The sequence below is a fragment of the Sphingomonas sp. GW821-FHT10F09 genome (genome assembly GCF_058809195.1).
In genome coordinates this window covers 155,207-167,295 of the sequence record NZ_JBXASI010000007.1, presented here as the reverse complement: position 1 = coordinate 167,295, position 12,089 = coordinate 155,207, and the positions used below count along the sequence as shown (strand labels likewise).

Annotated in this window: 6 protein-coding genes and 1 tRNA gene; 5 read left to right on the top strand and 2 right to left on the bottom strand. The window is 68.8% G+C overall.

From position 1 onward, the window contains the following. A tRNA-Met gene (locus tag AC1RTO_RS17930) sits at positions 1-77 on the top strand. Here the strand turns inward: AC1RTO_RS17930 and AC1RTO_RS17925 are convergent. Together AC1RTO_RS17925 and AC1RTO_RS17920 are read right to left on the bottom strand one after the other, a co-directional pair. After that, positions 34-1,752, bottom strand: coding sequence for a recombinase family protein (locus AC1RTO_RS17925; RefSeq protein WP_493162170.1), 1,719 nt, complete (start codon positions 1,750-1,752; stop codon positions 34-36). The genes AC1RTO_RS17930 and AC1RTO_RS17925 overlap by 44 nt on opposite strands. A gap of 28 nt (positions 1,753-1,780) precedes the next feature. Continuing rightward, positions 1,781-1,975 carry a hypothetical protein gene (locus AC1RTO_RS17920; protein ID WP_493162169.1) on the bottom strand — a complete coding sequence of 65 codons (195 nt, stop codon included), beginning with the start codon at positions 1,973-1,975 and terminating at the stop codon, positions 1,781-1,783. 116 nt (positions 1,976-2,091) lie between these two features. Here AC1RTO_RS17920 and AC1RTO_RS17915 point away from each other — a divergent pair, with 116 nt between their 5' ends. The 4 genes from AC1RTO_RS17915 to AC1RTO_RS17900 all read left to right on the top strand — a co-directional run bounded on the left by AC1RTO_RS17915 (position 2,092) and on the right by AC1RTO_RS17900 (position 11,958). Then, positions 2,092-2,703 (top strand): helix-turn-helix domain-containing protein, encoded by a 612-nt coding sequence (locus tag AC1RTO_RS17915; RefSeq protein ID WP_493162168.1) that lies wholly within the window; start codon positions 2,092-2,094, stop codon positions 2,701-2,703. A gap of 275 nt (positions 2,704-2,978) precedes the next feature. Further along, on the top strand, positions 2,979-7,490 hold the full coding sequence (locus AC1RTO_RS17910) for a sacsin N-terminal ATP-binding-like domain-containing protein (protein ID WP_493162167.1): 4,512 nt from the start codon (positions 2,979-2,981) through the stop codon (positions 7,488-7,490). A 245-nt stretch (positions 7,491-7,735) separates the two neighbouring features. Continuing rightward, on the top strand, positions 7,736-8,134 hold the full coding sequence (locus AC1RTO_RS17905; RefSeq protein ID WP_493162166.1) for a hypothetical protein: 399 nt from the start codon (positions 7,736-7,738) through the stop codon (positions 8,132-8,134). A gap of 119 nt (positions 8,135-8,253) precedes the next feature. After that, positions 8,254-11,958, top strand: coding sequence for an anti-phage protein Upx-like protein (locus AC1RTO_RS17900; protein ID WP_493162165.1), 3,705 nt, complete (start codon positions 8,254-8,256; stop codon positions 11,956-11,958). Positions 11,959-12,089 lie beyond the last annotated feature (131 nt).

The following is a 12,089-nucleotide window of genomic DNA, read 5'->3' as shown; positions in this document are numbered from 1 at the left end:
CGCGGGGTGGAGCAGCCCGGTAGCTCGTCAGGCTCATAACCTGAAGGTCACAGGTTCAAATCCTGTCCCCGCAACCACTGGTATCACAAAAGCCCCAGACCCCACGGTCTGGGGCTTTTTTGCGCTTGGCGCACACGCTCCTTCCGCGAACGCCAGCATCCGGTACAGATCGCCGTACAGCTGGATCGGGCGGCGTTTGCCGCCACGTGCGCTGCCCGGCTGCACCACGATCTTCTCGATGAGCGGGCGGATGGTCTGCCGGGCGCTCGCGCCGTCGTTCGAGGCGAGGTGCGCGTCGAGTTCGGCGATCGCGCGCGTGTACAGGCTCTCGTAGTTCGCCGGCAGTCGCACGACCGGCGACGCTGGCGTTGCAGCGATGATCTCCTCCAGTCGCCGTTCCTCGGCTTCCAGATCCTTCACCCGCGTCGTCAGCGCGCGCGGCGCATCCTTGTCGTTCTCGATGCGGGTGACGAGGTTGGCGATCCTAGCGCGAGTTTCCGCCAGGGCATGCTCGGCCTGCGCGCGCTCGGCGTTTCCGGCCTGCGCCGCGACGGCGAGTTCCTGCTGGAGCAGAGCGGCGAAGCGCTTGATGAGTGCTGGCGTCAGCAGCCGCTCGCGGATGCCCGCCAGCGCGCGGGTTTCGAGTTCGGTCGTGGTGATCGAGCCGTTGTCGCATGTCCCCGTGCGGTGTCCCTTGCAGCGCCACCAGCCGGCGCCGGTGGCCAGGAACGGGGCGCCGCACGCGCCGCACGTCACCAGCCCGGACAGAAGGTGGGTGGGGCGCTTCGCGCCGCTCAGAGGATTGCCCGTTAGCTTGAACTTCGCGTCGCGCGCGCTGCGGGCTTCGGCTTGCCGCGCCTTCACCTGTTCCCACAGCGGCTGGTCGATGATGCGCAGCTGCTGTTCGTCACGGATGATCCACTCCGCCTCCGGATTGAGGCGCGGGCGGCGCGAGAACCCGCGGCGCTCGTTGGGCACCTCGACCCAGGTGCGGCGGTTGAAGATGCGGCGGCCGATGTAGAGCGCGTTGTTGAGGATGCCTTCGCCGAGCGTCACGTCGCCCGACAGCGTCGAGGGGTTCCAGACCCCGGCATTGTACTTTCCGCGCTCGCGGGCGCGCGGGGAGGGGATGCCGTCGGCGTTGAGGGCGTTGCAGATCCGCTTGAGGCTCCAGCCCTCCGCGTACAGGCGGAAGATCCGGCGGACGAGTTCGGCCTGTTCGTCGTCGATCGCGAGCTGGTCGAGCTCGCGTCCCTGCGCATCCTCGCCGGTGATCGCGCGGCGGTAGCCAAGCACGCGACCGCCCGTGGCGCCGCCGCGCGTCGCCTTGCCGCGCAGGCCGCGCCGGGTCGTGTAGGCGATGCGCATCCGCTGTTGCTCGCCGATGATGCCCTTGAACGCGAGCACGAGGTCGTCGACCTTGCCCGCCACCACCGTATGCACCGCCACCTGATGCAGCCGGAACAGCTTGACCATGTAATGCAGATGCTCGGCGTCGCGGCTCAGCCGGTCGACATCCTCGATGATGAGGTTGCGGACCTGGCCGCTGGTAATGAGCTTCAGGACCTGCTGTAATCCCGGGCGCTCCATCGTCGCGCCGGTGATGCCATCGTCGCCGTGGAAGGCGATGACCTCCAGTCCGCAACGCTCGGCATAGCTCTGCGCGAACAGCTGCTGGTCATCCACCGACGACGTCCGCTCGTCGGGGTCGTCGAAGCTCTTGCGACCATAAGCGACGGCAGCGTGGGTCATCGGGCGGCACCTTGCAGCGGATGGAGGCTCAAGAGTGCGAATCCGGCCGCGCGGAATCAAGCCGCGGTTGTGCGAGCTCCGTCGCCATATCGGCTTCCGCTTCCAGCAACAGCGCACGTGCGAGCCGCTTCGCCAGCAGGAGCAGCAGCGCCTCGTCGACGGCGGTCAGACATACCCGCGGCTCGGCGGTGCTGATCTTCGAAGAGGTGGCGGGACCGGCCATGACGGCGTTTTGGGAGAGGCTTCAAGGCCGTGTGCAAAAACCCGACATTCGGCTGTTCAACTATTTAAGCCGCGTATAGGTGTGGCGCGGTGTCCCAGCCGGATCGTCCCAGCCGCATGTTGCTGCCGCGAGGCGCTGTCCGGCTGCGTGCCGATCTTGGCGAGTTCCTGAAGCGTCATCGTCAGGGCAAGCTGGAGGGTGTGGCATACGGGACCCAAGCCCAGGTCGCCGCACGTGCCGGCATCACGCGTGGGGCGCTGTCCGATATCGAGCGTGGTGCCGCGTGGCCGGGGCCTGCAACGCTCGACGCCTTGCTCGACATCCTCGAGCTCGGCTGGGAGCATGTCGCGCATGCCGTCGAGACGGATGCCGACCCCCGCAACTTCGTCAACGACATGCCGGGGGGAGGGCGGCTCGCCAGCGTGCCGGCCGAGGAGGCGCCGCGACGGCACCGTACCTTCCTTGAAGGCGTCAAAGACAACCAGATCATCGCGCTCGGCGAGCGGGTCAGGTTCGCGCGGCGTCAAAAAGGGATGACGCTGGTGGAAGCGGCGCAGGCCGCCGAAATTTCTGCCGCGCTGCTCTCACGCCTCGAGCGGGGGCAGCTTCGGCGGTCCGGTGTGTTCGCGTTCGTTTCAGCTGCTGAGCCACGCGTCCCGCCGGTGTTGGTGATCTGCAATCCGTGGATCGCAAAGCTTTGTGACGGCGGTGAAGACAACGTAAGTTGACGACCCGCGGCCCCGTCAGCGGTGCGGCGAGCAGGCACCGAAAGCAGCCGGTCCGCTTTTGGTGGTGAGCGGCCTGGCCGCTTTCGGGCATTAGGTTGCCTTAAGCAGCCATCCATTCAGGTATCGATGCTCGGCCGCTAAGGGCTGACCGCCCAGCATTGGATCGGGACCTCCGATCATCGAACCGACCCCAGTTGCCGACGCGCACCGATCAATCGAGTTGCGGGCCAAGCCGGGCCGCGTCTAGCCTGCGTCCGGAGTAGGGGACGGACAAGATGGTAGCGGCGATAGTCGAGGTCGAGGATGGGGTGGACGGCCGCGAGGCGGCCGACCGCCTGGCGAACGACTGGGAGAATCGGGATTGGGTCCCAGCCTCGCCATCGCCGGCGTGGGCACGGGCCGCGGTAATCCGCTTCGGCGAGATCATGGCCGAGCAACCGTCGATCTTCCAGGCCAGCATGAGGCGCGCCGACAAGGGTGCCAGCACGCTGAGCCCGCGGCCCTTCCAGGGCATACTCGAGTGCCTGCAGAACGCCGACGATCTCGGAGCGCGGCACCTTCGCGTCGCCTTCCGTAACCGCGGCAGACCGGAACTGCTCATCGCCCACGACGGCGAGCCGGTCACCTTGGCCAACGTGGGCGCGATGATGATCCCATGGCTCTCGACCAAGGATGGCGACGCGGACGCCGCCGGAAGGTTCGGCATCGGGCAGAGGACGCTCAACGCGCTAGGCGGCCCAATCGAACTCCATGCCTCACCCTTCCACTTGGTGATGGGCACCGACGGGCCGCGACCCTGCGATCCGGAATCGGACGTACCCGGAGTATACGACGGGTCGCGCCGCGACACGATGCTCGTCATACCTTTGTCGCCGAAGGTCACAAGCGAGGCGATCGCCGTGGCGGTGGGGGAGCTCAGCGCAGAGTCGCTGATCTTCCTGACCAGCGTCCGAGAGCTGACCTACGGCGACCTCGAGGATCCCGCCTGCAACCTCCGCTTCGCCGTGGAGGTCGAACACGTGCACAAAGGAAGCGTCGACTTCGACGGCAGGTCCACCGACGTGGCGGTCCACGATGTCCGTGTAGTCGCGGGGGCGACCAGTGGCCTCGCGCCCTCGTTCCGACGCTACTCGACCGGGCGGCCAGTGCCGGATGGCGAGGCGCGGGCCAACAAGGAGACGGGAGCGAGCACGCCACTCGGGATCTGCGCCCCGCTGACCGGCGGGCGTCCACGAGGGCTCTACGACCGAATGCCGCTGCCGATGTCTACCGGGTTGCTGATCGGCCTCAACGCGCAATTCGATCCGGACGCCGCCCGATCGACGCTGATACCGAACGACTGGAACCTCGCCCGCATAAAGGACCTCGGTCGACTGGTCGGGTGGGCTGCGCTCGACGCCTTCGCACGTGAAACCGCGATCGGCTGGACCCACGTCCCGCTCGCAAGCGAGGCGGGCGGCGAGGACGACTGGGTCGACGCCGCGGTGCGCGAGCACGTCGTAGACACATGCCGGCTCCTGCTGCAGAAGGAATTGGCCCTGGAAGTCGGCGGGGAGGCCGTCGACCTCGGCCAACTCGCATTCGAGTCCGAGGGCCTTGAGCGGCTCCTGACCGAGGGGGATGTCGAGACCATCGCGCCGGACGCCGTAGCGCTACCGCGCAGCGCCCGGGATCCAGCTGGACGGTGGCGTCAGGTGCTCGAGGAGCTCGGCGGGCCGGAGGAGATCGGCGCCGAGGAGGCGCTCGGGATCATTGATGGCGACCCATCGCGCGGTATCGATTGGCATGTCGCATTCGCGGCGCTGGCCCACCGCGAGGGCCTGCAGCGACCGTTCCTAGCGAGGCCCGGCATCATGCTGGCGGACGGCACGCTCAGTCCAGGCCCCCGCGCCAACGAGCCGTGGGTCCTCGTCAAGGAGGCATCCCTTACCGCGTTGGCTCCACGTCTCGGCATCGCCAGACGCCTCCACGCCGAATACGTTCGAGCGGGCTCGCCGACCGCCCAGTTCGTGGCCTACCTCGAACAGGCCGGAGCGCTATACCCGAACCGGGACGATCCCGCCGACGTCTTCGCGATCATCGACCGTGGCGACTGGAACTCGAGCGACGCAGAGCCGATTCGCCTGGGTAACGAAGACCTCCTGGCCCTGCGTGACGGCTGGTCGCAGCTACCGCGCGAGCGTCGACAGGGCCTCGGCACCCGCATCGGCCGCAGCGTGGCGATCAGGTCGACCTGGATCGACGATAAGGGTGCCCGCCAACGCGGCTGGGACAGGCCTGCCGATCTATACCTGCCGGTCGCGATCGACCGCGAGGTCGACAGCTTCGCGAAGGCGGCGGACCGGACACCCGGCCTCAGGTGGGTCGACGGCGACTATGCGAAGGTGCTCAAGCAGGCAGCCGGGCGCGCCGCGATCGGCGCTCAGAAGCTGCTGTCGGCCTGGGGCGTCGCCCGTGAACCCCGGCTGGTCAAGCCTGCCGACGAGGCTACGCGCTGGGCGCGCGATACGACTGCCGCGAGCCCCGTGGTCTCAGACATGCGGACGGCCGACCACCTGGCCGCCATCCGGTCTGTCGCCAACTACACGCACCTCATCGACGACCACTGGTCCCCCGACGCCGACGCGGTGGCGGCGGACATCGCGCGCGCGCCGGTCAAGAGCCGTCGAAAGCGCGCGCTGGCCTTCCTCAGCGTGCTCAGCCGCAACTGGGACAAACGCTATTCGGATCTGTCGACGGCCCGCGCGGCGGTGGCATACGCGGGCTGGAACATCGGTGCGGAGGTGCGCGCCACATGGCTTGCGCGTTTGGCCAACATCCGCTGGTTGCCTGACGCTGGCAATGGTTACCAGCGACCGGCGGACCTCCAGCTCCAGGTCCCCGGCAGCCCGCCGCGCCCGTCCGACCGGTCGTCGACGATAGCGAAGGTGGACCCGCAGATCCTGAGGACTGGCGTGCTCACGGCTCTGGGCGTCAAGGCTGGGCCCAGCCAGCGCGACCTGATCGAACGCCTCCGCTCGCTGAGGTCCACGCCAGTCACGGCCGCGGTGACCGAGGAGGTGCTCGACACCTACCAGCTGCTGGCCGCATCGCTCCGTGACAGAAGCGATGCGGCGCCCGACGAGCGCATGCCCCCCGCCAAGCTGCGCAATGCTTTCCGGGCAAGCCCCAACGAGACCGGGCTGCTGCTCATCGATGGCATGTGGCTTTCCCCCGAAAGCGCGAGGCGAGGCCCGCCGGTCCTCGGCCACCGCAGGCCGTTCGCGCCTCACGTCGAAGGCTTGGAGCCGCTATGGAAGGCCCTCAACATCGAGCCGCCGTCAGCTGGGGACGCTATCGCCGTGCTGAAGGAGATCGCCTCGGGCAGTCCGTCGGAAGTGGACCAGGGGATCGCCATCCGCGCGTTCTCCATCATCGCGGACGCCTTGCCGACGATGACCGCGCAGTTGCGGTCGACCCTCCGTCGCCTGCCGCTCTGGACCGGCACCGCCTGGACGGCCGTCCGCCCGCTCCACGCCCTCGACGGCGACGCGCTGCTCCACACCGCGCCGGCGGACCTGCCAGTCTGGCGTCCAGGCATAACCTCCTTCTCGCCGATAGCGGCCCTCCTCGAGCCACTTGGCGTAATCCACCTCACGTCGGCCGACTTCCGGGCGATATCCTTCCCTACATACGGAGTCGCCGAAGGGGAGGCGCTGCGACCGACCTTCGCCCGCGCGATGGCGCTGCTGCGCCAGGAACTGGTGAGGGCGGACCAGAGGCTGCTGGACGCACTGTCCGTCGATTGGGACGAGCTGGCGGCGGCTTCGGTACTGATTGACCCCGAACTGTCGATCACGGCGCAACTCGGGTCGGGCTCGCTCACCCTTCCGGCCCGCGCGCACGTGACCCGAGAGCCGCTCTCTTTAATCGTCCGAGATGCGACCGACGCCGCAAGCGCAGAAGGTGCAGGGGCGGCGATCGCGGCGCTCTTTGAAGGCGACAGGCAGAAGGCGGCATGGGCATGGGCGGCGATCTGGCCGCGCGCCGTGGCGGGCGAGCAGGCGGAAGGCGCCGTGCTACCGAAGACGAGGGCCGAACGCGGGAAGGGATCGGAGCGTCTGTCGAAGCTAGCGCAGCAAGCCGCGAAGCGGACCGGTTCGAAAAAGGAGACTTCCAAGTCCACGGCCACGAATGACAAGAAAAAGGAGCAGCAGGTCCAGATACGGAAGCTGAAGGACCCATCGACACTGAAGCCGTCCGCCGGCGTGATAGTGAACGAGGGTGCGTCGGCGACCGGGAATCCCGTCATCAACCAACGCCGCGTGAAGCAGAAACCGCGCCGCTTCTCGCCCGGGCAGAACGGCGGGGGCGGCCCGGCATCGCCAAGAACTGTCCTGCCACCGACCAGCGACCGGGAGAGGATTGCGCTGGACGCGGTGCGAATTGCGCTGGCGCTCGACGTCGAGCAGTTCAACGACCTGCGCGCTGAGCGTGGAGTGGGTGTCGACGCGATCGACGAACTGCGGCAATGCTACGAGATAAAGATGTGCTCGGGCTCGGCTATGCCGGCCGATGTCACGCTCACCGCATCGGAGATCGTCGCGGCCCGGGATGATCCCGATTTCTTCCTCGTGATCGTAACCGGCCTAGAGGAGGGCGCCGGCAAACTCAGGGTCCGCTTCATCTTTGACCCGCTGCGGCAACTCGACGTGAGGGTACGGACCGACCTCACCCTGACCGGGGTCGACAAGGCCGAGGCACTTGAGTTCGAGTTCGAGGCGACATCTATCGAGGAGGCGGACTGAGCCGCTTCTCGCAAACCCGCCCAGGCGCCTACGGCGGTTCCGAGCGGAACATCTGGCGGCACCGGTCACCCACCGGTTCAAGTCGCGCTGGCACGGGCGGCGGCGCAGTGGCAACCTGCGGACGCCTTGCCCCTCGGGCAGGAGGGAGAACGACGCTGCTTAAGGAGACACCCGAACTCGCCGCACTCGTAGCTGCCGGCCGCGAAGTCATGTCGGTCTTCCCCGTCGTCCCCGGGGCGTGCGTCATGATGAGCGCGCTCTACGCGTCGCGCCTGCGCGCGATGGGTCACGCGGATGCCCGGCTCGTTGGGGGCACGCTGTCCATCGCGGGCAGGCTCGTGTTCGGCCGCCGCGAAGCCCGACACTCGTTCGCTCAGACCGACCTCGAGTGGGACGGTCACGCATGGGTGTGCCTCGGCGGCCTGATTGCCGACGCGTCGCTGCTCCGCACCGGCAGGTCGCCAAGGGCACCGTCCAGCCTGCGCGCGCTAGTCAGCGCCCGCTTCGGACCCAACCAGGGGCTCTACATAGCCACGGCCAAAGCGGCGCTGGAGGACGGCCTCTGCTACGGGCCGCAACACACGTTATCGGACGCCGCGCTCGACGCCTGCGTCCGCGGCGCAACGACGTTTCTGGAGAAATGACGCGGGGCGCGAAGCGCGGGAGCCGCCGCGGCAAGGGACGAGGCGGCGCCCGCGACGGGCCGAGGCGGCCGGACAAGAGGGAGGGGAAGCCGCGGCCACTCTCGGAGGCGATCCTGAGGTTGGAGGGAGCCGATCCGCCGGCGACGGCGGCCGATGCCATGGCGGAAGCGCCAACGATCGCGCAACTGCTTTCCTCGGTCGACGGCAACCGCCTCGCCGATCTACTGAGCGGCCTGCTGACCGTCCCGGAACTCCAGGCGAACGCTGACCGGCTGGAATGGGCCGTCCGGCTTGCGCTGGGCGCGGGGGGACACGGCCGCGCGCCGCGCCGCTGCGACCTCGAGGCGCTACTCAACGCCGCGCTCGTGGAAGCCCGCGTGGATCGCCGCGACGACCCGGTCGAGGACTTTTTCGTCGCCCCCGTGCTGACGCCGTGGGGCGAGTTCCGCACCTTCCCGGGCCGATGGGAGGGGGCCGTCCCGGCGACCGAGGACCTTCTCGCCGGATTCCTCGAACTCCCGGAGTGGCCCGGCAAGCAGCCCACCGTGGTCGAGGCCCTCTCCCTGCTGAGGCTCGGCGACGCCGTGGCCGAGCGGGCGCGGCTCGGCCGGCACGCGGTCGGGTCGGGCGACCCCTGGGCAGCGATACCGCTCCCATCCGACGAGAGGCTCGGGCGGATCGCCGCGAGGACGCGGTTTTCCCCCGCCGACCTCGACCTGCTCGGCATCCCAGTCGATGCCCTTCGGCCGTTCGTGCTGGCAGACGGCGAGCGGGAAGACATGCTGTCCCGCTGGGCGGGCGACACGCCGCTTGAGCAGAGGCCGCTGAGGGAGCGTCACGGCGGATACTCGCTGACGCTGCCGAGCGGCGTCACGACAGCCGTGCGGGGACACCTCGTTTCCGCGGCGTCCGCAATCGGACATCTCGACGAGCTGCACTGGCGCCTTTTCGTGGCCCAGTCGCACCGCGTTGACGACAGCGGATATGCCAGCCTGCCACCGCCGCGACGGCGCGCCGACGGACAGATGATCCGCGAGGCCCTGGTCGTCCTGTCGGCGACGCGCGTCATTCACTTTCTCCATACCACCGCGGGCTTCGAGGGCTGGCCGATCGCCAGGTTCGGGTCACGCGTGGCGATGGACGAGGGGTGGCATGCGGCCGTCAGGCAATCGGTGGAGCGCGCCTGCGAGTGGGCCGAGGAGCGGAAGCCCGGGACCGAGGTCGTCACGATGATGATAATGGGCGGGTGGGGCGGCGGCCGGGAATACGAGTTCGATCACAGGGAGCGGTGTCGGCTCGTGGGCGTGCCGCCGGAGGCGCTCGAGATCCTCGAGATGGGTGATGACGGCGCGCCAGAGGACATCTTCCGTCTCCAGGACCAGCTCGACCGGATACGGGCGTTGGGCTTCGAGGTCACGGATTCCAACGGGCTCGCGAACATGGTGGCCTGGTGGCAGCGGACCGACCACGCACTCGTCCCCGGCGACGACTCAATAGAGCCGCCGTTCACAGTGATGGTGCCGATCGACCTCGTCCTCGCGGCCCGCGTCGAGGCTGCCCACCACCTTGACGCGCGCTCGCTGCCGCGTCCGGAGGGTCCGCACCTTCGCGCGATAAGGTCGGAGCCGCATCCCGCAGCCGGAGATCCCCGCGACACCTACGTTGCGACCGCACCGCTCGCCGCTCGGGTCCTGCTCGGTGCGGCGGTCGCGGCCGACGAATGCTGGTGGATCGATCTCGTCAGCGACGCGGCGGACACCACGGCGCGCGAGACGTGGAAGGCGGCGCTCCAGTGGCTCGGTATTTGCATGACCGCTGTACTGGGGTCAGCGGACGGCGCCCCGGTCGACGCGATCGCGATGAGGCTGGCGGTCGAAACCCCGGAAGAGGCGGTGTTTGACCAGCTCCGCGCCGATCCCTGGGACCTTACCATCACCGATCGGGACGGCTGGGGCGGCCCCCTCCTCACGGTCGGGGCGGGCTGGCAGCGGGCGACGGCGCGCGCGCACAACGACGCCGAGATCGCGCTAGCGGCGACGATACTGTCCATCGCAGCCAGCCTCCGGGACGATCCCCTCGCCATCGAGCAGGCCCACGCCATCGCGCTCGCGGCGGCCGGCTCGCGGGACATGCGGTTCCGGCACGCCCTCCACGCGGAGGGCGCGCTGGGCCTGATCGCAGGACACGAGCTCATCCCCGACCACCGGCGGATCCCGACCTCCGCCGGCGCACTCCTCAAGTGCGGCTCCGCATACCTCGTCCGCGCGCAGGATGCCCCGCGGCGCATCGAAGGCAAGGGACCCTGCCTCGACTTCCTCCAGGCATACATTGCGGAGCACTGGCGGCTCCTTCTCGATGCCGTCGCCACCTTCGACCGCGCGCCACTCGTCGTCGCCGCGCTCTCGCGCTTCCAGGCGGCGGCCAACGAGCAGAGACGCTGGAAGTCGACGGCCGCGGCGCTCCGCGCTGTGCACGGCGCGGACGCCGACCGGGACGCGAGCCACGATGTCATGGTCCATGCAAACGGCACAATGCGCGCCTGCTCTTTGCTCAGCGAGATCGCCGCCTCGCAGGCGGCCGCCAGCGGCGGTCTGGAGCCGGGCGTCATGGACGTCGACGACCTCCTGGCGAGGACGCTGATGCTGTTCCTAATCGAGGACACGGCGGCCTCGATCCGGCTCGACCGCGCGAAGTCGCTGCTCGGCATAGGCCCGACCGGCGAAGTCCTGTTCGAGCACGAATTCGAGACGCGGACACTGCGACACTCGTCGGGCATCCGCCACAAGGAGGCGCGGGACGACGACGTGTCCGCCTACGCGCGGAACTTCGAAGAGCCGCGGGAAGGCTTTGAGACCGATCCAGAGCTGGCGGCCGCGATGGAAGCGGAATACGGCGCCGACTTTCTGGCGTTCGTCGACATGTCGTTCGCGCCGGCGCAGCTGGCCATCGACGCCGGCTCGTCCGTGGTGGTTGGGTTAAGGTCCGCCATCGTCCGGTCGCTCGAGGCGCTTGAGCCGTTCGCTGGGAAGCGCCTCGACGCCCTTGTCTCGAACCTAACCCTGCCGTCGCGCCGGGGATGGCGCGACCACCCCGCCGGCACCAGCGCGATTGACTTCGACATAGCGCGGTTCGACCGCCGCTGGTCGATGTCGGCACGACCCATCGTCGCGCTCGACGACGAGGAGGACCCGATGGTCGCTCTCGCGCCGGGCGTCGTGCAGCGCGCGGTGATGATCGCGCTCGGCGGCGCCATGTCGGGCTCGCTCCAGAACTCTTTCTGGCGGTCGGCGGAGCTTCGGCGTTATGCTGGCGTCCGGGGCGGCGAGGCCGGCATGGCCTTCAACCACAAGGTCGCCGACGCCGCGCGCTCCCTCGGCATGCGCGCCGAGGTGGAATGGGGCGTGGCTCGGAGCACCGACGCGATCGGGAAGCCGGAACTCACCCGCCTCGGGGACTTGGACGTGCTCGCCGTCTCGCCAGACCGACGCCGCGTCTGGGTCCTCGAGGCCAAGGAGCTCAAACTGTGCCGCACGCTCGGCGAAGCGGCGCGGCGGCTTTCCGAATATCGCGGCGTAGCCGACGCCGCTGGGAAGCCAGACAAGCTGCTGAGGCACTTGCGCCGCGTCGCCCACCTCCGCAAAAACGCGGCCGGCCTGATGCGCTCGCTGGGTCTCCCGGCACTGCCGTCAGTGAGCGGCGCCGTCGTGGTCGGAGCGCCGCAGCCGATGCAGCTGGCACCGGCTAACGCGGACCCCGACGGCACCGTCGTCCGCCTCGCCGAGCTCGGCGACGTCCCTTGGAACAGCGGCTGGCCGCCGACATAGTAATCTGAGTTGTATCTGTTGCCGGCCGAGCGCTACTCTCCAAAAACGGCATCAGCAGAATCCCCTGCCTCGTGCTAAATCAGACCTGCGCTCGGTCAACATCAAGCCTTCGCCGTGTCGCTCTTTTCTCT